Source organism: Shewanella sp. ENK2 (assembly GCF_043568515.1).
In the GTDB taxonomy this organism is placed as follows: Bacteria; Pseudomonadota; Gammaproteobacteria; order Enterobacterales; family Shewanellaceae; genus Shewanella; species Shewanella japonica.
On record NZ_CP171406.1, the window covers coordinates 829,657 to 850,807 of the forward strand.

The 21,151-nt window shown below is 40.1% G+C and carries 19 protein-coding genes and 2 pseudogenes; 13 read left to right on the forward strand and 8 right to left on the reverse strand.

The genetic code is table 11. From position 1 onward, the window contains the following. A complete protein-coding gene (locus ACGEDC_RS03780) occupies nt 1-1,383 on the reverse strand; it encodes a TolC family protein (RefSeq protein WP_055026406.1) in 1,383 nt (460 codons plus the stop codon). A 285-nt stretch (nt 1,384-1,668) separates the two neighbouring features. Here ACGEDC_RS03780 and ACGEDC_RS03785 point away from each other — a divergent pair, with 285 nt between their 5' ends. Together ACGEDC_RS03785 and ACGEDC_RS03790 are read left to right on the forward strand one after the other, a co-directional pair. Continuing rightward, nucleotides 1,669-2,013 (forward strand): TM2 domain-containing protein, encoded by a 345-nt coding sequence (locus tag ACGEDC_RS03785; protein ID WP_394496538.1) that lies wholly within the window; start codon nt 1,669-1,671, stop codon nt 2,011-2,013. Between the two features lie 292 nt (nt 2,014-2,305). Next, nucleotides 2,306-2,602, forward strand: a complete 297-nt coding sequence (locus ACGEDC_RS03790; protein WP_394496540.1) for a hypothetical protein — start codon at nt 2,306-2,308, stop codon at nt 2,600-2,602. 145 nt (nt 2,603-2,747) lie between these two features. Here ACGEDC_RS03790 and ACGEDC_RS03795 read toward each other — a convergent pair whose 3' ends face one another. Beyond that, nucleotides 2,748-2,966 (reverse strand): hypothetical protein, encoded by a 219-nt coding sequence (locus ACGEDC_RS03795; protein WP_055026409.1) that lies wholly within the window; start codon nt 2,964-2,966, stop codon nt 2,748-2,750. A gap of 97 nt (nt 2,967-3,063) precedes the next feature. Next, complete coding sequence (locus ACGEDC_RS03800) at nt 3,064-3,834, reverse strand: hypothetical protein (RefSeq protein ID WP_394496543.1); 771 nt, start codon at nt 3,832-3,834, stop codon at nt 3,064-3,066. Between the two features lie 367 nt (nt 3,835-4,201). On the opposite strand from ACGEDC_RS03800, the gene ACGEDC_RS03805 reads away from it, so the two are divergent. Together ACGEDC_RS03805 and ACGEDC_RS03810 are read left to right on the forward strand one after the other, a co-directional pair. Beyond that, nucleotides 4,202-5,113 carry a 2OG-Fe(II) oxygenase gene (locus ACGEDC_RS03805; protein ID WP_394496545.1) on the forward strand — a complete coding sequence of 304 codons (912 nt, stop codon included), beginning with the start codon at nt 4,202-4,204 and terminating at the stop codon, nt 5,111-5,113. 466 nt (nt 5,114-5,579) lie between these two features. Beyond that, the gene (locus tag ACGEDC_RS03810; RefSeq protein WP_394496547.1) at nt 5,580-6,461 is read left to right on the forward strand and encodes a TolB family protein; all 882 of its coding nucleotides are present in this window, start codon (nt 5,580-5,582) and stop codon (nt 6,459-6,461) included. A 131-nt stretch (nt 6,462-6,592) separates the two neighbouring features. Here ACGEDC_RS03810 and ACGEDC_RS03815 read toward each other — a convergent pair. Beyond that, nucleotides 6,593-7,438: pseudogene (locus ACGEDC_RS03815) on the reverse strand (delta-class carbonic anhydrase). Nucleotides 7,439-7,818: 380 nt separating this feature from the next. Between ACGEDC_RS03815 and ACGEDC_RS03820 the strand changes: the two are divergent. After that, nucleotides 7,819-8,406 (forward strand): NapC/NirT family cytochrome c, encoded by a 588-nt coding sequence (locus ACGEDC_RS03820; protein WP_394496549.1) that lies wholly within the window; start codon nt 7,819-7,821, stop codon nt 8,404-8,406. Nucleotides 8,407-8,579: 173 nt separating this feature from the next. Here ACGEDC_RS03820 and ACGEDC_RS03825 read toward each other — a convergent pair whose 3' ends face one another. From ACGEDC_RS03825 to ACGEDC_RS03835, 3 genes are all read right to left on the reverse strand, one after another. Then, the gene (locus ACGEDC_RS03825; protein ID WP_394496551.1) at nt 8,580-8,930 is read right to left on the reverse strand and encodes a HopJ type III effector protein; all 351 of its coding nucleotides are present in this window, start codon (nt 8,928-8,930) and stop codon (nt 8,580-8,582) included. Nucleotides 8,931-9,028: 98 nt separating this feature from the next. Beyond that, a complete protein-coding gene (locus ACGEDC_RS03830; RefSeq protein WP_055026416.1) occupies nt 9,029-9,691 on the reverse strand; it encodes a cupin domain-containing protein in 663 nt (220 codons plus the stop codon). A 214-nt stretch (nt 9,692-9,905) separates the two neighbouring features. Then, nucleotides 9,906-10,895, reverse strand: a complete 990-nt coding sequence (locus ACGEDC_RS03835; protein ID WP_055026417.1) for a cytochrome-c peroxidase — start codon at nt 10,893-10,895, stop codon at nt 9,906-9,908. A gap of 513 nt (nt 10,896-11,408) precedes the next feature. Here ACGEDC_RS03835 and ACGEDC_RS03840 point away from each other — a divergent pair. From ACGEDC_RS03840 to ACGEDC_RS03860, 5 genes are all read left to right on the forward strand, one after another. Further along, nucleotides 11,409-12,743, forward strand: a complete 1,335-nt coding sequence (locus tag ACGEDC_RS03840; RefSeq protein ID WP_394496554.1) for an ATP-binding protein — start codon at nt 11,409-11,411, stop codon at nt 12,741-12,743. An 11-nt stretch (nt 12,744-12,754) separates the two neighbouring features. After that, nucleotides 12,755-13,579 (forward strand): mechanosensitive ion channel family protein, encoded by an 825-nt coding sequence (locus ACGEDC_RS03845; RefSeq protein ID WP_394496556.1) that lies wholly within the window; start codon nt 12,755-12,757, stop codon nt 13,577-13,579. 93 nt (nt 13,580-13,672) lie between these two features. Further along, nucleotides 13,673-14,335 (forward strand): ribose-5-phosphate isomerase RpiA, encoded by a 663-nt coding sequence (gene rpiA / locus ACGEDC_RS03850; protein WP_055026420.1) that lies wholly within the window; start codon nt 13,673-13,675, stop codon nt 14,333-14,335. Nucleotides 14,336-14,680: 345 nt separating this feature from the next. After that, the gene (locus ACGEDC_RS03855) at nt 14,681-15,430 is read left to right on the forward strand and encodes an FG-GAP repeat domain-containing protein (protein ID WP_394496559.1); all 750 of its coding nucleotides are present in this window, start codon (nt 14,681-14,683) and stop codon (nt 15,428-15,430) included. After that, complete coding sequence (locus ACGEDC_RS03860) at nt 15,408-16,646, forward strand: CRTAC1 family protein (protein ID WP_394496561.1); 1,239 nt, start codon at nt 15,408-15,410, stop codon at nt 16,644-16,646. The genes ACGEDC_RS03855 and ACGEDC_RS03860 overlap by 23 nt, the downstream gene beginning before the upstream one ends. Nucleotides 16,647-16,795: 149 nt before the next feature. On the opposite strand, the pseudogene ACGEDC_RS03865 reads toward ACGEDC_RS03860, so the two are convergent. Beyond that, nucleotides 16,796-18,660, reverse strand: a pseudogene (locus tag ACGEDC_RS03865) (methyl-accepting chemotaxis protein). Between the two features lie 283 nt (nt 18,661-18,943). Between ACGEDC_RS03865 and ACGEDC_RS03870 the strand changes: the two are divergent. From ACGEDC_RS03870 to ACGEDC_RS03880, 3 genes are read left to right on the forward strand one after another with little or no spacing between them, the layout of a single operon-like run. Then, nucleotides 18,944-19,513, forward strand: a complete 570-nt coding sequence (locus ACGEDC_RS03870) for an RNA polymerase sigma factor (RefSeq protein WP_394498233.1) — start codon at nt 18,944-18,946, stop codon at nt 19,511-19,513. Then, nucleotides 19,510-20,133 (forward strand): hypothetical protein, encoded by a 624-nt coding sequence (locus ACGEDC_RS03875; protein ID WP_394496563.1) that lies wholly within the window; start codon nt 19,510-19,512, stop codon nt 20,131-20,133. Before ACGEDC_RS03870 ends, ACGEDC_RS03875 begins: the two co-directional genes overlap by 4 nt. Then, nucleotides 20,130-21,089 carry a DUF4097 family beta strand repeat-containing protein gene (locus ACGEDC_RS03880; RefSeq protein ID WP_394496565.1) on the forward strand — a complete coding sequence of 320 codons (960 nt, stop codon included), beginning with the start codon at nt 20,130-20,132 and terminating at the stop codon, nt 21,087-21,089. Before ACGEDC_RS03875 ends, ACGEDC_RS03880 begins: the two co-directional genes overlap by 4 nt. Nucleotides 21,090-21,151 lie beyond the last annotated feature (62 nt).

Here is a 21,151-nt window from a genome sequence, read left to right on the forward strand (position 1 = left end):
TTATTCTTCTTCTGTAACACTCGCATCCAGATCGCCACCTAAAGCAAGGTGCAATCCAATACGGTTGGCAATGATTTGATTTTTTAAACTTATGACTGAGCTTTGCGCGACAAAAGCACGGTTCTGAGCGTCTAACACAGTCGTGTAGCTCACAAGTCCGCTTTGATATTGCTCAAAAGACAAAGTTTCAGCTTGTAGCGCATTCTCCTGAGCCTTTAACGTTGAGCGATATTGTTGCTGTAAACTTGCATCTAAATCTAAGTTATTTTCAACCACTTCGAAGGCGTTAAATAAGGTACTTAGATACTGCTGCTCTTGTTGCTTCAATTTCAGTTTTTGTTGTTCAGTTTGCGACGCTAATCGGCCCGCATTAAATATCGGTGCGGTAATGCCACCAAAGACTGACCACGAGCTGTAATCACCGCTCAGTAAGTTAGCAATGTCGCTGCTGGACGTGCCAATATCAGCACCTAAGCGAAGGGCTGGGTAACGTTGTTTTTGGGTATATGCCACTAAGGCGTCTTGAGATAACAGCTGATACCACGCTGCTTGTAATTCTGGCTTGCGTTTAACTAACTCACTTGGCACACCAATCTTGATCCCTTGAGGCAGTAATGGCAGCTTTTCATCAATGAGTAATTTACCCGCAGGATATCCGCCCAGTAACCTTTCTAGGGTTCGGATATCTTGGTTATGCTGGCTTCGTTGGGATAACAGATTGGATTTTTCACTGTGATATTCATTTTGCGTCAGGTAGACATCAAGAGATTCGTTCAATCCCTGTAAATATCCTGACTCAATAATCTCAAAGTTTAACTTGGCATTTTCAGTTCGGCGTTCAAATAACTTCACTAACTCAGCTGAGGTTACCACCTTGTAGTATGCAATAACGACGTCAGCTACCAAGGCATCTCTTGCTTGTTGGTAATTGGCTTCCGCTGTAAGTAAATTGAGTTTAGAGGCTCTAGCATTGTCAGATAATTTACCCCAAATATCCAACTCATAACTTAGGTCTAAGCTCAGGTTATTGAAACTGGTTGAGTCATCACTGTCACCACTTCGACCACTGTTAGCGGACAAATCAAGTTCTGGCCAAAAGCTGGAGTCACTGACATTGAGTTGCTGCTTTTTGACCTCCACTTCAAGCGCTAACTGAATCAATTCTTGGTTGGTATTTAGGCCAATACTGATAAATTCGAGTAATTGATCTGTTGCAATCGGTGTCACCCAGCTTTGATTATCTTTTAACGATTCAGCATCAGTGTGCCAAGACGCTGGAAGTTGCGGCGTCACCAAAGGTTCGTCCAGATATGAGGAAGAGCTGCAAGCAGATAAAATGACTATCGAAGTTGCCACAGCGACCTTGGTAAAACGTCTTTTCATTAATGGGAAGTCCATTTTCATTTATTATTTTGTCGAATTGTTACGTAATTGATTTTAAATAGTTCACTATTTAATTCAAATAGCCGCGGGGTAACTTTGCACAGTTTTACATTAGAGTTGTGATGTCTCTCGGTTAAAGCATCATCCTTATGCATCCATTGGCGATATTTGTATCATTTTATGTATTTTTAGCTTTTATTTTAATTCTGTGAACTATGCACCTACTTTCAGCGAACACTTGTACCCATAATAAGCCAACAGCAATTTTGACTATTGGAGTTAGTGATGCAAGACGTAACCTGCCCTCAATGCAGTAACAATATTGACCTGAACATTATCACTTGTCCACATTGCCAAGCTGCTCAAGGATTAGATGCGCTTAGTGGAGTAGACCCAGATATTCGTATTAAAAATCAAAAACTCGCAATACTCTTTGGTTTTGTACTAGGTGGATTTGGCCTGCATAAGTTTTACTTGGGGCAGTACCTAAAAGGAAGTGTATATCTTTTATTCTGTTGGACATTGGTCCCAATGCTCGTTGGCTGGGTGGATGCTATACGTACCTTAAAAATGAGCCCGTTTAATTTCCAGCAACGATACAGTCGTAAACCAAATCACAGCTACATTTAACATCCAAGTCATTACACGACTGTCGGCGCTGGCTTAAATCACTCTAATAAACGTGGCTGCTCTGCCACGTTTATCTATTCTTCATAAAGACTAACCCTGTTCAATATTATCGAGTTAACGACTCAATCTGCTTATATTCGAACTATCTTTTCGGCTAAGTTTAGCAAACCTATTGTTAACTTTTTATTTCTACAGACTAGACATCACCTGGTAACTCCCATAACCTAAATGTGATTTAGATCACATTTTATATATGAGTGATATCAGTCATGATAATAAAAAGGAGATGTCTATGAATAAGTTACCTTTAAAGGCACTTGTCACAGTGATGTGTGTGTTCAGTGGAAGCGTATTAGCTGAAAGTAGCGTTATTGAATGTAATGACTGCACTGCCATGCAAAAAGTTAATGCTGTAGCAGGCTACGATAATGGTGTGGTATTCGTCGCAGACTTTGTGAACTATAAACTGAATAAGTTTGTTATATCTGACGACAAGAAAATCAATCAGGCTCAGCTTACTGTCAGCGAAGTTCAACAAGTAAATCAGCAGTTTGATTACCGTAAAACCACACTTATTGCAGCAAAATAAAAGCCGCAAACAAATAGAAGCAAAGTGGTTAATATTTCAATCGTTAGCAAGCGACAAACGACTTAATAACAAAGTCACTTTTGTTGTTTTATAAAAAAGCAGCCTGACTACAGTTTGGCTGCTTTTGGTTTAAATGAAGGCTTGTTTACTTATTAAGGTGCTTGACTATGGTGTCTTGTGCTTGTTGCTGAGTCGCGACTTTTGCAGTGGTTTCAATTTTAGCTGTCGCCTTATGGCCTGTCATATCTTCAGCAATATGCAACCAATCAGGATGCCAATAAAAAGAATTACCCGAAACCGTATTCCAGTTATGTACGCCTGCTTTCTCACCTTGGTAGATGAGATCGCTCATTGAGTATTTCATCACGTCTCCTTATCAGACGAATAAAGCCATATATTCACTTGTTAATTGTTCATATCTACAAGCAGAAAAGTTGCTTATATTACGTTCAATTAAAGCATTAGAAGTGATACTTCACCAATAAATTAGTCACGCTTTGATCGGTATTAAATCCTGAACTGCTTTTAATGCCGTATTTATTCTTCCAATAGTCATACTCAATACCCACGAATAACGCGCTATCTCGCATGCCGACTTGTTTACCTAAATCATATTTAAGCTGCGGGTTAAAATGGACATTTTTTTCGTAACTGCCATCAGAATCAACCACCCAATCAATAAAGCCATCAAACACAATCGTCGACTCGCCAACTGGCCAACTCATCTTCCAAACTGGGGTAATTTGCCAAGTGTCACCATCGCGCCCATCGGGCAAACGTTTGTACATATTGAGTTGGAAAAAATCGAAGCCTGGAATGGCTAAATCTATCCCCGCACCAATTAAAAATGACTCAACATCACCTTCACCAAACTCTATAGTTGTTGCCAGTAAGACATCTTTAATCATGCCAGCTTCTACGGGTTTATCTAGCATTTTACTGAGGCTAAAACGAGGACTAAACTCGCCATAATAGGTGTTTTTACCGTTTAGGAAATCTTCTTCACCGTTATATTTAGTGAAATCGACAAACATAAATAAGTCACCAACATTCCAACCACTTGCGTGCTCATAAGTAATAGTTTGCTGAATTTGTGGGTTAACTTTAAAGTTATCGCCATAAAGGTAAGACAGGCTATTATCTTGCCAATGCACTATATCATTTGAAGTCGTGTCATTTGCTGCAACAACAGGAGCCTGACAAAGCAGTATCAGGGCAAGCAAGCGTTTCATATTCAGTCCTTGTAGGTATCATTGTTATTAATTATCAACATAGCTGTTTCTTCATAAGATAAAAAACGATGCAAATATTATTATCCCCATAACAAAACAGAGGTAACTATTATGACAGTTTGTTTACAGATAATTAAGGAGTAGATAACGCCTAGAGCACGTTTTATTGTTTTTTTGAAGCAATTATCTCAATGAGTAACCCTAGTCTATGAATAATTCATTCCCTTCTGGCTCGTTTAGTTCTAAATAAGACAGCTTTCAACTATATACAAATCCTTGATTCTGTTTCATTGCTGATGATATTTATCTCAAAAACCAACTGTACTAGATTTGGACTCATGAAAGATTCACCCAAGGAATGAATATTATGCGACCTAATCAATTACAGCGCGCTCGCGCCACAAGCCTACCTTCTCGAGAAGACATGCTTCAACGCTCGCCTTCTGTACAGCAGTTTTGGGATGACAATACCGAATTGTTCAGTGAGGCTTGGCATGAATGGGAAGCGAGCGAACAGGCCAATCTGTTACCGCTCAATGATGCTTTGATTGATAGCAAACTGCGCGAGGCTGTTACTCAAGCATGGCAAGATCCCAGCAAAGAAACAACCGTTCGTGAACTTTTGCACGAAGTAGCGCCAGGTGTGTTTAGCTTCCAACTGTTTGCACCTGAAAAACTTGCCAAATTGCGCGACTTTTTAACTAAAGCGGCCAATGCTGAGATACCATTACGACCTCCATATGGCATAGTGCTCAACCGCGGAGGAGCAATGTTAGATCCTCGCTCAGAAGGGTATCTCGCAGCGCCAGAATTTCAGCACTTTTATCGCAGTCTGTTAGATAACTACATGCGCCCTATTGCACGCTTGTTATTTCCAGAAGTCACTGGCTACGACACGCAAACATTTGGGTTTTCAATTCAGTATCAGCCCAATAAAGATACCTCGTTGCGTATGCATTCGGATGCATCTTCCGTCACACTGAATATCAACCTCAACTTGCCTGAGGAGCATTTTACTGGATCTGGCGTTAATTTTTACGATGCCAATACTGGTAAAATGGTTGAACAAGTATTCGAGCCTGGCATAGCGTTGATCCATCGAGGTCATGTACCTCATGCAGCGCAGCCTATCATCAGTGGTGAACGTACTAATATGGTATTGTGGTTATACGGTGACAATGGCCAAATTCCCATACAAGGTATCAATAATACCCAACACGATGCAAAACAGCGTTGGACTACGCCAACAGCAAACTTTGATCGTTATGCGCCCTTTTAATCACAGTTAGCAGATGCTTAGGTGATCCCCCAAGCTCATGAATATTAAAAGCGCTAGAAGTTGTGGCGACTAGCGCTTTTTGATCAATGCCAGTCAATCGACAACTCAGTAGAGTGATTTAGCGAATTCAATTAGAGCAATGTCGGTTAAATTGATTTCAAGTAGACTCAAGTCGACAACAAGGTTCAATGAAGTACCCCCTATAAAAACCAGTTCTTGAGAACTGAAAAATCTAATCAAGTTTTGTGGCACAACCCCATATATGAATAGATGCTCTGACATCTACAAACGACAAAGTAATAACAAAAGTGAATTTAGGTTCACAAAAGTGTAGATTAATAAACCAAAGCCTTGTATTCTCTTTGCCCAAAAGTAATCCGCTTACTCAAAAATCGCAGATTACTCAAAAATAATAGCTAATTCAGCTACACATTTGCTTATATAAAATGAATAACAAAGGCGAGTCATGATAAAACCAATAATAATCACAACTTGTTTAATCTTAGTGTCCACCTCAGTATTTGCCAATCCAGCCTATCATAATGAAGCTGCAGCCAATAAAGCCGTGGAGTTCGCTCCAGGAGTGATTTCAACAACTGAGCACTTTGAAATTAATACCGTGTTTAATCAATCTGGCGATAATGTCATTTTTGCCCGTTGCAATGATGATTTTAGCCATTGCACTATGATGCAGTCTTCATTTGATTCAGGTAACTGGCAACCCCCTACACCACTAGCGATATCAGGCGAATACTTAGATGCCGATCCTTATTACAGTGCTGATTACTCACAGCTATACTTTGTGTCTAAAAGGCCATTAAAGGGTGAGAAAGAGGAAGCAAAAGAAGTCAATATATGGCGCTCAACGTGGAAAAATGATCAATGGCAGCAACCTGAGTATCTCGATATCAATTCAGATGCCGCCGATCTATATCCATCACTAACTGACAAAGGCGAGCTTTACTTTCCTTCATTTAGGGACAATGGTCGACATATGTTTGTTGCTCAGCCTAAGGGTAATGGATTTACGACACCAGAACCTTTACCAAGCCATATTTATGGCGTGAACGGTAATATTGGAGACTCGGCAGTCTCACGCGATGGAAAAACCATCGTATTCAGTATAAAAGATCGCCAAGACAGTTTAGGAAAAGGCGATCTTTATATATCACACCTCGTGGGCAATGAGTGGACAGTCGCTAAAAGTTTAGGCGATAAAGTTAACACAGCAGATCATGAGTTTACGCCGATTATTTCTCCCGATGGTAACTACTTATTTTTTACTCGTATTGAGAACGGTAAAGGCAATTTATATCAAATTCGTTTATCTGCATTAATGGCTGATTAGCCACCACAAGTATTGATTTTATCAATCAACAATTAAGGCGCCATATGGCGCCTTAATTGTTGCTAAAAATCAGTTCACACGCATTAACCATATGGCGTGAATCCGCTATATTTTACTAGTTGATCAATAAGTTAGTTAATATTTGATAACAAAGCAGGATTAATAACCAAATTCCTCACGCCATGAGCATGGTCTTCTTTAAACTCATTCCCACGACACCATTGGCCCACAGAGTCGATATTGACCTTAGCCACCTTTGGCCTAACACGCCAAGAAACCTGCAATGGCGATCCTTTTTCGTTATAACCCGGCCCTGTTGTCGAACCGCTATATTCAATAGGGTCGCCCATATTGTTGAGTATATTAATCGCTTGGTATTTACCTTGTGCTTGCTCAACTTTCGTCAACTGATTAAAGTCTAAACCTTGACCGCCGCCAACAAGCACAAAGACTTGGGTTTCAACTCTCAACTGCGGGTTAGCAATGGCTTCATTCATGCAAGCTGCCAAACTTTATCCTGGAGTGACCAGTGCAGTTGAATGAACATAATGTAGCTCGATAGTATCACCTGCGTTTAACCCACCATTTTTACTTGGACATACAGCCATACGTGTTTGCATCATTTCTTTATCAGTTAAAACACCATTATATTTATAACCTGACTGATACCCTTTGCCATCTCCATTACCCGCATAAGTCGTAAACTCGCCACCTGAATGCTCTGCATTTTTATGAAAATGAATATTACACAGATTCATCTGGCTATAACTTGGGGCTGCACTAAAGTGAATGGGATTATTGCCTGTGACTTGATTGAGATCTCTTGGCGATTGCGGACCAAATCCCTGCCCTTGATTTTGACTTGCAAGTTTTACTCTTTGATCGCTAATAACCTGATCTGATACTGCCGCTGTCACCCCACATGTATGTAGCAATAAACCACTCGCTGCGAGTGTGACAATTAACCTGTTGTTCATAGAATATCCTTTTCAATAATTAACCAAAATGTCGAAGTCAGTTCTGCATCTATTTGTAGACTTTGGCCTCTGCAGCACTCGTCTAACAACCAAATTCAGCAATCACTAATTAAAGATAATAATAGTCAAAAGTTCAAAAAACGGTCAACTTTAGCAACATACTGCTCGATCTATTTTGAGCTTCACAACGTATGAAGATTAATCAATTAGGTAAAACATTCATGTCACCTAGTTAATTTTCACTTTACTGCTATCTTTACAACATCAAGCAGTAAACATGCACTGGTATTAACCAGTTGGTATCTCAGTCACTTTTATACTCAATCGTGATTCAACGTTCAGCTATATAGTGACACCGTCATTATCAACAGGGTGAAAGCATGCAAAAACTCAAGATGTTACTTAACACCGTCTGGCAGACAATTAAAAAGCCCAGTGTGCATTTCAGTTTAGGTTTTTTAGTTATCGGTGGATTTATTGCAGGGATCATATTCTGGGGAGCCTTTAACACTGCCCTTGAAATGTCGAGCACTGAGGAATTTTGTAGTAGCTGTCATCAAAATGTTTATGAAGAAATGAAGCCCACGATTCATTACACCAATCGTAGCGGCGTGCGAGCCACTTGTCATGATTGCCATGTCCCCCATAAATGGACCGATAAAATTGCCCGTAAAATGCAAGCATCTAAAGAGATTTGGGCACACCTTGTCGGCTCGATTAATACACCAGAGAAGTTTGAAGCTAAACGACGTGAACTTGCCGAACATGAGTGGCGCCGTTTAAAAGCAAATAATTCATTAGAATGCAGAAATTGTCATGAATTTGATTATATGGATTTCACCCGACAATCTGAGCGGGCAGCAAAAATGCATTCAACCTACTTAGAAAGTGGTGAGCAGACCTGTATTGATTGTCATAAAGGGATTGCGCATCATCTGCCTGACATGGCTGGAGTGGAAGGCTTTTAACTAGGCTTAGCAGTCAAAATGACTGATATAAAATAACTGGCATTATTTTGCGTTACTTTAACGTTAATCTATTAAGGCTTTAACTTTCAAAGCCTTAAATAGTCAAAGCCTAATTGAGTCAACAAAATTAGTTTTTAAACTAACAAGTTTTTCAGTAATTAGCTTTTCTATGATTAGCTTTTCAAAAGCAGCGGCGTTCCTGTAAAACGAATACCAGCCCATCCATGTTGCATAAACTGGCGAATATTCTGATGATCCGCACTTTGAGGCGTGGCTAACACATCTTGGTAGTATTGGCCGAAAAGCTTAAGCGTTTGCGATTCCGACAATTGATGTCGCATTGCAAATGAAAACACTTTGCAAGATCCTAAGTTTTGTTCTGCACTGTTTTGCTGCTGACCATTACTAAATGCAGTCGGAGTAAACTCATAATACATATCGATGATCGCCATTGTATCTTCAAAACGGCGCTCTTCTTGGCGATCTATACCGCTAATAAAACGGACTAACTCTGCTTGATGCATTAACGCTTCCTTATAAAGTAGGTTAACTTCATTGTATTCATCATTGAATTAACTGCAGCTTAAAAGGAGGCTATAACAAGGTCAACTGAAACATTTTCTTATTCATCAGCGTTTAAATGACCAACTTTCACTAGAATAACAGTGTCTTGTTCAACATACGGATTATGCTGGCTTAAATGCGGGCTTCTAATCCAACTTCCAGCAGGATACCGTCCATGCTCATCGATAAATTCACCGCTAATCACGTATATTTCTTCTCCGCCAAAATGACGGTGGGGCTGAAATTGACATCCCGCTGGCCAAAAGACTAAAGCGGTAGATTCAGTTAAATGTTGATGCAACGGCATGACCTGTAATTCACCTTGGCCAGGTAGCCAATCAGTATTACGAGTATCAACTCTAACTTGCTCTTTATCACTTGGTAAAAATTGATGTAACTTTACTAATAACTCACAGCCTTGCTCGCTAAAAGGGGCATGACTAAAACCTTCAGGATTACGAATATACGTGCCAGCAGGATAGTCACCTGTTTCATCTGAAAATACCCCTGACAATACAAAGATTTCTTCACCTAATGGGTGTGGGTGAGATTTAAAACTTGCGCCAGCATCATACTTAACCACACTGGTAGCATGACCTCGCTCGGCTTCCTCGCGAGCCAAACGTTTACGCCAAACGCCTTTAGCTGGGCTTTTATCCCAATTCAGCTCATGAGTATTTACCACGACGCGTTGACTAAAATCCATATTGATAGTGTTCATGTATAACCTATTAAACCTTGTATTGTATCTCTAGGGTTATCATAGGGGGATTAGCCAATAAAACCTAGTGGGCACAAAACCGTACACTAGATACTTTTTGGTACTATTTATTGATTCATAAGATAAAAATAAAAAGCCTGTTCAATAAGTTGAACAGGCTTTGCTGGGGAGTGCAACAATATTCAATTAGGCGATGAAACTAATTGAAAATTCCTTACTTAAACGGCACTGGGCGTGGCGTATTTTCATTTGAAGGCGGTAAAATCGGTAACATAATTTGTGGCTGTTCACCAGTTAAGCTCTTTAAGAAATCAACCATTTGCTTGGTTTCTTTTTCACTCATTTCCTGACCTAATTGGATATCAGCCATGGTGTTAACCGCTTCTTCAAGTGTCCAAACACTGCCATCGTGGAAGTATGGATAGGTCAGCTCAATATTACGTAGTGTTGGTACTTTAAAGACAAACTTATCCGCTTCTTTACCTGTTACGCCTTTACGGCCAACGGCTGGGTTATCGGTATGGAATGGTTTAACTAAGCCCATTTTCATGTACATAGTACCGCCAACAGCGGGACCGTTATGACAAGCTACACAGCCTTTATCTTTAAATAATTGATAACCCGCTTGAGCGTCGGCTGTAATGGCTTTCTTATCGCCTTCTAAATACTTATCAAATGGGCTGTTTGGTGTTACTAACGTCTTTTCAAATACCGCAATGGCGTCTGTAATTCTGTCGATGTTAACTTCTTCAGAACCATAAATTGCTTTAAAACGTTCAACATAGCCAGGCATTGAAGCAATAGTACCAACAGCGAGTTCATGGGTATAACCCATTTCTTTAGGGTTATCGATAGGACCCGCAGCTTGCTCTTTTAAGTTAGCAGCACGACCATCCCAAAACTGCGCTAGCATGTAGTCAGCATTTAATACTGTAGGCGAGTTAATTGGACCTTCTTGCCACTCATGACCGATAGACGTTGGCAATGCATCCACACCACCTAACGATAAGTTATGGCAAGAGTTACAAGAAATAAAACCAGACATAGATAAACGTGGTTCAAAGAACAACATTTTACCTAATTCTACTTTTTCAGGTTCGGTGATAACAGCAGGTTTAATCACCTCAATTGGCTCACTTGCTTGAGCTGTAGAAATTGAACAAATTGAAGCAATAATAAAAGCAACAGAGGTTAGCTTGAACATAACGAATAACCTTTTAAAGTGTGTGGTTTAATTGCAGCTATCTTATCCTCGCTTTTTTAAGAGATAAAATGACAAAATCCGATTGAGTCTATCGCAGATTTGGATAATAAAAACGAGACTTAAATCACTGTTATTTTTAACAAATAAGGTAGGTTAACAACTAAATTGATTAGCATTGCTAATTAGGATTAAAATCTCGATTAGAATGGAATGAGATCACACTAATTTGTATCAAAAAGCGACTTATTTAGCCCCAATTATGACAATTATCTTCTAACTTACAGCGCAAATACGCCCAGCCTTTCCAATTTCCGCCCCAATCAAGTCTATTAAAGGCGATTTTCTAGCGTTAATTCCACCAGCATCGCCCAACGAAAAACAACATCATGGTGCATTTTACTTTCAGCATATTAGCCACTTTAATGAAACAACTATGCTAGAGTTAAGAAGTCTTTAGAGACTAAATAAATGGAATAACTCGCTTTTATTAAGCGTGACGAGGTAAAACGTAAAATGGATGTGCAACTACCACAAATCACCCAGGCTTGGACCAAACTGAAAGCCCTGTTAATGGGTCAGCCTGCTATTATTGCTGATGCAGAAAGTGCTGAAGGAAAGTTGTCACTGAAGGATATCGCTAGAATTTACCCCCACCACCATCCAAAGGCGACAGTGGAAAAAACCTTACTGTATAACCCTATAAAAGCTGATCTAGCTAAAGATTCTCATGCAGCCGATAAAGACGTAGCGGCGCTACCTGAAGCGAAAAATGCTAAACATAGGATAAAACAGCAAGTCGATATATCGTCATTATCCGAGCACACTCGCTTTATTGGTCGCGAACATCAATTTATTCAATTAACCGACTCAATTACTCGTTGGCAGCAAAATAAAGGCGAGTTAACTGCTGTTACAGGCCCTGCTGGTTCAGGTGTTAGCTCTTTTCTCAATCAGTTTCATCATTGGTTTTTAACCCAGCAAGCAACTCGCCAAACAGAAGCGGTACATATCACTTATCTTAGTTTTTACCATGCAGCATTAACCACAAAAGAAACCATTGCTAACCTTTGTTACTGTTTCAATATTAACGATGCTCCAGTATCGATTACCGCAGCGATAGCCTTAATAAACAAACAGCCTGCACATGTGATCATTATTGATGATCTGCATAAGCTAATGCTCAGAATGATGGGTAACTATCAAGCCTTAGTCACGTTTGCCACCATATTAATGGAAACCCGACAACGTCATTGCTGGGTACTGGGTTGCGAAACCTATGTTTGGCACCGCCTATCATCACAGTACGCGATTACCAATTTTGTAAAGTTCGTCATTAAGCTCGACTATTTTGGCCTGTCAGAATTTCGCGATGTGATACAAAGCAGGATTGCACAAATCGGACTGCACATTACTGATAATCAAGATGATGACGCTGAAAAGTTAGCATTTGAGCAACTCACAAAACAATTGCACCAAGCCACTGGTGGCCATAGTAAATTGGCTTGTGTATTGATATTTCATGCCTTGATTCAAGACGACAACCACCCCCTAACAATAGCCCCGCTTTGCCTTCCTGATTTAACCAGCTTAAAACAATGCAGCGACGACGATTTGTTTAGCCTTGCAGAATTATACGTTCACGGTGGGTTACGGATATTTCAGCATGCTGAAATTTTTGCCTGTAGTATCGAGCAAAGTGCACTTAAGCTTGAGTATTTATGTCGCCAAGGATTGATAAAAGCGCATTATTCAAAACAAGATTTTGCCCAACATTCTTATGTTATCACTCCCACTTTAACACGACTGATTGCCAGTCATTTAGTCAATCACAATAAGCTCTACCTGTAGGAGTTAGTATCATGGAAGACTCACGTAAAGCCCTGCAAGCCATATTAGATATTATTTCATTCGATAAGTTATTCGCCTTTGCCTTGGTGTGTTTCTTTGCTTGGTTATTGCTCGTGGTTGTACAAACTTTGCTGACACATTTAACCGTAAAATTACCCAAATACCGCTTACTGTGGAGCCGCTTATACCCATTTGTAAGACTATTTATTTGGGCTACAGTCATTATCTACACTATTGCCGAAATCATTAACCCGCACGAAAACCTGGTACTCGCAGTGATTGGCTCCATTGGTATTGTGCTCGGTTTAGCAACCCAAGAACCAGCTAAAAACATGATTGCTGGGCTGATAATCATGATAACCCCACCCTATCGTGTTGGGGATATGGTGACGTTATCAGGCCATTACGGCGAAGTGATTCAACTCGACTGGAGCGTCACTTGGCTTAGAACTTTTGATGATAATACTGTGATGGTGCCTAACGCTGAGGCGCTTAAAACTGCCGTATCAAATGCCAATAGCGGCGCATTAGATGAAATGGTTGTGGTTAAATTCACTTTACCGATTCAGATTGATCATCAACAAGCGACTCGATTAGCAAAAGAAGCGACACAATGCTCACCTTATACTTTTTTAGACAAGCCTATTACGGTGAATATTGCCACTCGCTATGAGTTTGGCGAGCACCTTATTGAGCTAACCGTCAAAGCCTATGTCATGGATATTCGCTTAGAACGTAAGTTTGCCAGCGACATTAATTTGCGCGTCATCAACGCCTTTAAACAGGAAAAATTCTATCCTATGTCAACTTCTGAGACCGCAGAGGTCATTAATTAAATCTCTGCCATATCTTGAACAGCTTGGCATTTGCTATACTCTTGCCAATTTTACTACTTATCATTGCAAAAATAGCCAGCTTAGGATGTTGATATGACTCAAGATGAAATGAAAAAAGCCGCCGGTTGGGCAGCACTAGAGTACGTTGAAGAAAACAGTATTGTTGGTGTAGGTACTGGCTCAACGGTTAATCACTTTATTGATGCATTAGCGACAATGAAACACGACATTCAAGGTGCGGTTTCTAGCTCTGAAGCATCAACTCAAAAGCTAAAGCAATTAGGCATTGAAGTATTTGATTTGAATAGCGTGTCTGATTTATCAGTGTACGTTGATGGTGCTGATGAAATTAACGCCCACATGGACATGATCAAAGGCGGCGGCGCAGCATTAACACGCGAAAAAATTGTTGCGGCAGTTGCAAAGAAATTTGTCTGTATTGTCGATAACACTAAGCAAGTTGACGTATTAGGCGAGTTTCCACTTCCAATTGAAGTGATCCCTATGGCACGTTCTTATGTGGCACGTGAATTAGTAAAATTGGGCGGCGACCCTGTGTACCGTGAAGGTGTAGTAACGGATAACGGCAACGTTATTTTAGATATGTACAACTACAAAATTCTTGACCCTAAAGCACTTGAAACTCAACTAAACGCTATTGTAGGTGTGGTGACTAACGGCTTGTTCGCAAACCGTGGCGCTGACGTATTGCTTGTTGGTTCACCAGATGGTGTTAAAACTGTAGCCGCTGAGTAGCTAAACTAAAAATACGCTTATCTCGTATCAAGCGTTTTAAAAGTCTAAAGCCCAATACTATATTGGGCTTTTAATACTTATAATTCAATAACCTAAAGAAAAAACAAACCCGCTCACTTACCTGTCATAGCAATAACGCCCTAGCCTATAACAAGTTCAAATCAAGCCTACACCGCTATAACAAGTTCAAATCAAGCCTACACCGCTATAACAATAAAAACTGACTGCTATTTCTACTCGCTTTTACATTCGGTTTTAAAGTTAACTTTAAACGTTACTGATATGTTAATTTTCACAAGACATGTTACATTAATAAACATATGATGATTATTAATGGTAATGATAATGCCCTCTTTCACTAAGCCAATCAATCTCGCTCAGCTAATCCTACTGCTCACTGCAAGTCAATTAACAGCATGTGCAAGCGAAAATTCAACCCCTTCAAAAGACAATAAAGTCGATACCTTATTTAGCGAAGCTCATGGTGTTCTACCCGCAGAGGAACGTGCTAGACGTAAATGGGATGGTGCTATTGTGGGAGATTTAGATGGCAACGGTTTTCAAGACCTTCTGTTAACTGAACATGCCTATAAGGTTTTCATCTATTGGAATGAAGGTGGATATTTTTCCCCGCCTACTGAGTTAGTTCAGGGAGATATGCACGGTACTGCAATTGCTGACTTTGATAAAGACGGTTTAGTGGAAGTGATTATCGCTCAAGGGGGAGGAAATGGCAGCAATCCGAGAAAACCAAGACATTATGAAATTACCCGAGATCGTGAAATTACTGGTGGCGAGCAGCTTAGTCACTTTGAAAAAGGCCGTGGCCGCTCAGTAAAAGTATTAGATGCAAATGACGACGGTAATTTAGATTTATTTTTAACCGGATTTGCAACGCCAGAACAATTTAAAACGGGCGCTAACCATTTTTATAGCAACAAGGGTGCAGGTCAATTTACCTTTAACGCCCACCTTCCTTTTGGTGACCGTTTAAGTTACCGATCGTCAATAACCGATTTCAACCAAGATGGAGAATCAGATATTGTTGTATATGGCGGAAAAAATATTGTGCTTGCCAAAGGGGGAAGGTTATAGCTTTACAGATGCCACAGACGAAGCGTTAGGTGAATTACAAAAGATAAGCCATGCCAGTTCAATATCACAAATAGACTTTGATGGTGATGGCGATTATGACTGGGTTATTAGTCGATCAGAACATCAGTTTCAACATGAAACCTATTATGATCCTGAAACCAAAAGATTCGCATTTTTTGCACGCTTTCAACCTTCTCAGCTAGAAGACCTCACGATAGCTGGGCCATTTAAACTTGAAAATTTACAAATGGCCTACCCACACTATGATGTATTTGTAGGCAAAGACAAGCGATTACTGGACGTCAAAGCTCAAGCAGTAAAAACTGGTCAAAGCTGGAATAGAAGCGGTAATAACCGCATTGAATTAACCCAAGAAGCATCTCAAGGCTGGCCAGAAGGACTCTGTGTCAAAGGGGCTAAAATGAAGTCCTTACCCGAAGGTTCAAAACCAGGGCTTTATATTGGCTATGTCGGTGATAATAAATGGCGGGTTTGTAGTCAAACACAATCAGCAACCGCTGGGGTTATTAACAATGTGACCTCAACGCCAAGTCCAACGTTAAATCCTCCTTTACCGGCTAAATTATTGGAAAATCGTAATGGACGCTTTGTTGATGTCACTCAATCAATGAGGATTAATATCAATGAGCAAACCACCAGTGCTTTAGCAGCCGACTTTAATAATGATGGCTGGACTGATTTATTTTTCATGCGTTACGGTAATATGGCAAAAGAAATCACCCAGTATTTATACTTAAATAATCAAGGAAAATCGTTCAGTTTAGCGAGTAACCACGGCATCATTTCAACAGATATTGGTGCCACAGGCGCTGGAGCGGAAGTCATAGATTATGACCGAGATGGCGATGCTGATTTAATTATTGCCAACGAACGTGGCAAATGGCACCTATTTGAAAACCATACCAATAGCCAAACTAATAATCACTTTTTAGGCATAAAAGTCACTACATCACCTTCAAAGCAGGCTGATATCTTTGGGGCTAAAGCCATAGTATCGGCATGTGGACGAATTCAAACCCGCACTGTCGGTGACACAGCATCAGCTTATGCTGCGACCTATAACAGTGACTTATTATTTGGCCTAGGTGATTGTAAAAGCGTTGATATGGTGACGATCAGTTGGTCAAATGGTGAAAGCAAGCTGTTTACGCCAAAGCGAATTGATCAATATATTGATCTCGCAACACTAGAGTAAAGCTAGGCTTGAATATTAATCTCGCTAAGACATTAATCTCGCTTAAATGAAAGAATCAGAAGTCATACAGAAGCTGAAATAGCAGACTCTGTATGACTTCTTAGGTTATTGAGTTAGCTGTTTTATAGTACATGCTTTAAGTAACAAACCTAGCCCACTTTAAATAGACTAACCGCCTCATGCAGCGCCTCTGCTCGTTGCCTGACATCTTGAGTTGCTGCAGAGTTTTCTTCTGTGGCGTTGGCTGTTTCATCGGCAATATCACGGATAATCACTACATTCTTATTCACCTCTGCAGCCACCATACTTTGCTCTTCAATGGCGGTAGCAATTTGTGTACTCATATCTGAAATAGTTTGCACATCTTGAGTAATAGAATGCAATAACTGCCCAGCACCACCCGCTTGCTCAACACTGTCTGTTCCTTTTTGCTGACTAGCGTCCATTAACTGCACAATCGAATGTGTACGGGACTGTAGTGTGGTAATAATTTTTGAAATTTCCTCGGTGGACTCTTGCGTACGCATGGCTAAACTTCGGACTTCATCAGCTACAACAGCAAAGCCTCGCCCTTGTTCCCCAGCCCTTGCTGCTTCAATGGCTGCGTTCAATGCCAGTAAGTTAGTTTGTTCTGCAATCCCTCTGATCACATCAAGCACACTACCAATCGTTTCACTGTCTCGCTCTAAGTCACCGACCACTTCAGACGAGTCACTAAGTTGACTTGCCAAGGTTTGAATTTTTTCAATAGTTTGCTCAACACTCACTAACCCTTGTTGTGCATGTTCATTGGTTTCGTTAGCCTTTAGCGCAGCTTGTTCAGTATTGCTGGCAATTTCTTCAATCGTTGCGCCCATCTCAGTAATTGCTGTAGCAACCATATCGGTTTCGCTGAGTTGCCTTGATACGCCATCAGAAGCCACCACGGCATTTTGAGTCAGTTCTTCACAGGAAATATTCATTGCTTCGACAGACTCATTAACTTGTTCAATTAAGGTCTGAAAACTGAGCACCATGGCGTTAAAGTGTTTTGCAATTCTGGCAAGTTCATCATTTCTGGTTTCATCACAACGCAAAGTAAGATCTTTATTTTTCTCAACCTCGGATATCACTTTATTAATGTCATTAATCGGCACCACAATGCTTCGTAAAATCAGATAAGCACACACCGACAACACCAAAGTAATGAGGATAAATATGCTCGCGCCTAAAATCAGCGCATTGTTTTCTGCATCTTCAATTTCAGTATTGGTTTGGCTATGCAACTGAGTTAAATCTTTATCGGTGCGCTGAATTGATTCCCTCAGTTTAAGCATCTCACCATCGTAAGCGGTTAAACCAAATTGCTTTTCTTTATTGGTAAGTAATTTAAAGCTGGTTTGGTAAGCATCGGCTAATGAAGCCAGTTGCGCTTTGGTTTGAGCGTTAAGGGATGAGGATTGTAATTGAGATTTAAACAAGCTGAGGTTTTTATCGAATTTATCTAAATAACTCTGCGCCCGTCTTAACATGAAGTCTTTTTCATTACGGCGTAACTGTAACATGGTGACTGACAAACCTGCTTGGCCTTGCTCTTTTAATATTGATTCAACATTGTGAACTGATTGACGTAAATCGCCATATAAGCCAGTTTTAGGCGTTAAACCGATTTCAGTTTGTAGCGTGACTAATTCGACAAATATCACTTTGTACATGTCTAAGCTTTGCTCAAAACTCGATAAACTTTGAGTTGATAAGCCTCGACTTATGAGTGCTTCTTTAAGGGTTGCCATTGTGTCGTTGATTTCACTATAAATGGCGTCGTGACGTTCAATATATTTAGCGTCTAATCGAGCAAAAAATCTTTCTCGGTGACCCTAAGCTGCAAAACCTCACGCTCAATTTCAGTAATATTATTCTCTGCATCAGCCAAGGTTGATTTCACATCACTCGTGTATAGCTGTAATAAAAACATCGCGACGAAAGCCACCAAAGACACAGCAACACTTAACATTAATTTGGTACGAATTAGCATATAAATCCCTAATAACCTTAAGGTACATTAAAAATATAGATGCTTAATTCATTATTAGACAATTTTTAAGCAAACTAAATTTGTACAGACAATACAAGCTATTACTTAATTAGCTTCACCTTACCTCTGTATATTTATCGACCAAAGCGTCATTATCTAAATATATTTTTTATAACCGAGTAAACCTTTTATGAACTTGCTAATGTCTAATCTAGTAACTCACACCTAAACGGAAAAAATGGTGAACCTGAACTCCAATAACATCACTGATAATGATCATCAAATGCAGCAGCCCTCACAGCCAGCTGTATTGAATGACGGTCATCTCGACGGACAAGTATCTGACGAGATATTAGTGAACCAAGCAAAGACGGGGGATAAAGCCGCTTTTAAACAGCTTTATCAGCGTCACCAAGGTCGAGTCTACGCGATTAGTTTCCGCTTAAGCGGTAGCCACGATCATGCCGACGAGATCTGCCAAGACTGCTTTGTAAGGTTGTGGCAAAAGTTAGATCAATTTAACGGAGAGAGTCAGTTTACGACTTGGCTGCATAAGTTATCGGTTCATCAAGCAATCAACAGCATGAAAGCAAAGCAACGCTTTTGGCATCGATTTTTACCGACTAGTGATGTGACGCAAGACTCTGAACTAGATGCAAGTGAGCACCATGAATATCACCGTTTAGATAAGTTGATTATGAAGTTACCAGAAAGAACTCGAGTGGTTTTTGTATTAAGTGCCATTGAAGGCTATCAGCATCAGGAAATTGCAGAAATACTCAATATTGCAGTCGGTACCAGTAAAGCCCAGTACCACAGAGCAAAACAGATGTTACAGGAGATGCTGTCATGAAAAATAAACACTCAAAGTTTCAAGAACAGCAACAAGATCATAATAACAACCAACTTGATGATCTCATTGCAAGTTTGCCAAAAGAAATAACACCTCCTGTTGATTTATGGCAAAACATTGACGAGCAAATCAGTGCTAAAACGAATCATGATATCAGTCATTCAAATAGCGCCAGTCATCAACAGCATTGGAAAATGCTCGCTATGGCTGCAAGTCTCGCTTTTGTGATGGTCTTAGGTTGGAAACTATCAACTCCAGCCGTGTCACCAACTCAAGAGCCTGTGACGGTTAACAATGCCTTATCGAATCAATCAACTGAAGATTTAATCGCATTAGTGGATCAAATTGCTCAGACCCACCAGCAACAGATAGCCGCCTTTGATGACAACAAATATACCGTAGGTATGCAGCTTGATAATCAAGCTAATCCTTTCAATAAAGGGTTTTCAGAGCTAGAGCTTGCATCAAAACAGATCCAACAAGCCTTAAAAAATGATCCAAATAACAAGCAAGTATGGGACTTATGGCTTTGGATCATGAAACGTGAAATCGAATTGTTACAACAGCAACAACGTACACCAATTAATACGACTCCATCGACTCAAGGAAATCTAATATGAACGCTAAATTTAGCCAACTTCTAGGCCGCATTATTATCGGTTCTAGTGTGTTATTCACCTCACTCATGGCCCAAGCGGTAGAGCAAGTTGACCGTGAAATTTCGGTTTCCGCTAACCCGCAGATTGATTTAAAAGTTCAGCGTGGAAAAGTAGAAATTATTGGTTGGGATAAAGGTCTCATCAGTGTAAAAGGTCATTTAGATGAACTTTCAGAAGGTCTTATTTTGGAGCAAAAAGGCGATGAAATAAAAATCGAAGATAAGATGCCAAGTAGCTACCGAGGCAATAATAAACAAGGTTCTAATTTAGTCATTTACGTGCCATCAGAGCTAAAGATCACTGCTGAAGGGGTATCTGCTGATTATGCAATGGAGCAACTCACCGGTAAAGTCGAGCTATCTTTAGTCAGCGGCAATATGAAAGTCGAAGATATTGAAGGAAAAATCAGCCTTACTAACGTATCTGGTGACATCAAAGCAGAATCACTAAATGGTAAAATTGAGCTAGAAACAGTGTCTGGTGATATCAAAGATAAAGATATTAAAGGCAAAGCAAAGTATCGCTTAGTGAGTGGTGAACTTGAATCGGAAAACAACCAAGTGACTGACTTAAGCATTGACCAAGTTTCTGGTGACGTAGAAGGCAGCTTTACTGCCGCAGAAAAAGTTAAAGTAGTCACTGTTAGCGGCGATATTGAAGTTAAACTGAGTGACGCCATCACTAAAGTATTATTCGATACAGTTAGCGGCGACATTGAAGTTAAGTTTACCAATATGCCAAATTTAGCATTCGAGATTGATGGTGGTCCAGGTGGAAGAATTGAAAATCGATTAACTGATGATAAACCAATGAAAACCAAATACACCTCAAGACAGTCTATTCAATTTAAAACCCAACAAGGAAGCGGCAGCTTTAATGCCAGCACCGTGAGTGGCAAAATCAAATTAGAGAAATAGTCCAATAGCGATAATAGCGTTTTCTTGATAGCGCGAAACTAAAGCCCTTAACTCCACCGTTA

Excerpts from the sequence above, each read along its gene's own strand:
- ACGEDC_RS03780 (WP_055026406.1), bottom strand. The coding sequence starts at position 1,383 with ATGAAAAGACGTTTTACCAAGGTCGCTGTGGCAACTTCGATAGTCATT.
- ACGEDC_RS03785 (WP_394496538.1), top strand. The coding sequence starts at position 1,669 with ATGCAAGACGTAACCTGCCCTCAATGCAGTAACAATATTGACCTGAAC.
- ACGEDC_RS03790 (WP_394496540.1), top strand. The coding sequence starts at position 2,306 with ATGAATAAGTTACCTTTAAAGGCACTTGTCACAGTGATGTGTGTGTTC.
- ACGEDC_RS03795 (WP_055026409.1), bottom strand. The coding sequence starts at position 2,966 with ATGAAATACTCAATGAGCGATCTCATCTACCAAGGTGAGAAAGCAGGC.
- ACGEDC_RS03800 (WP_394496543.1), bottom strand. The coding sequence starts at position 3,834 with ATGAAACGCTTGCTTGCCCTGATACTGCTTTGTCAGGCTCCTGTTGTT.
- ACGEDC_RS03805 (WP_394496545.1), top strand. The coding sequence starts at position 4,202 with ATGCGACCTAATCAATTACAGCGCGCTCGCGCCACAAGCCTACCTTCT.
- ACGEDC_RS03810 (WP_394496547.1), top strand. The coding sequence starts at position 5,580 with ATGATAAAACCAATAATAATCACAACTTGTTTAATCTTAGTGTCCACC.
- ACGEDC_RS03820 (WP_394496549.1), top strand. The coding sequence starts at position 7,819 with ATGCAAAAACTCAAGATGTTACTTAACACCGTCTGGCAGACAATTAAA.
- ACGEDC_RS03825 (WP_394496551.1), bottom strand. The coding sequence starts at position 8,930 with ATGCATCAAGCAGAGTTAGTCCGTTTTATTAGCGGTATAGATCGCCAA.
- ACGEDC_RS03830 (WP_055026416.1), bottom strand. The coding sequence starts at position 9,691 with ATGAACACTATCAATATGGATTTTAGTCAACGCGTCGTGGTAAATACT.
- ACGEDC_RS03835 (WP_055026417.1), bottom strand. The coding sequence starts at position 10,895 with ATGTTCAAGCTAACCTCTGTTGCTTTTATTATTGCTTCAATTTGTTCA.
- ACGEDC_RS03840 (WP_394496554.1), top strand. The coding sequence starts at position 11,409 with ATGGATGTGCAACTACCACAAATCACCCAGGCTTGGACCAAACTGAAA.
- ACGEDC_RS03845 (WP_394496556.1), top strand. The coding sequence starts at position 12,755 with ATGGAAGACTCACGTAAAGCCCTGCAAGCCATATTAGATATTATTTCA.
- rpiA (WP_055026420.1), top strand. The coding sequence starts at position 13,673 with ATGACTCAAGATGAAATGAAAAAAGCCGCCGGTTGGGCAGCACTAGAG.
- ACGEDC_RS03855 (WP_394496559.1), top strand. The coding sequence starts at position 14,681 with ATGCCCTCTTTCACTAAGCCAATCAATCTCGCTCAGCTAATCCTACTG.
- ACGEDC_RS03870 (WP_394498233.1), top strand. The coding sequence starts at position 18,944 with ATGCAGCAGCCCTCACAGCCAGCTGTATTGAATGACGGTCATCTCGAC.
- ACGEDC_RS03875 (WP_394496563.1), top strand. The coding sequence starts at position 19,510 with ATGAAAAATAAACACTCAAAGTTTCAAGAACAGCAACAAGATCATAAT.
- ACGEDC_RS03880 (WP_394496565.1), top strand. The coding sequence starts at position 20,130 with ATGAACGCTAAATTTAGCCAACTTCTAGGCCGCATTATTATCGGTTCT.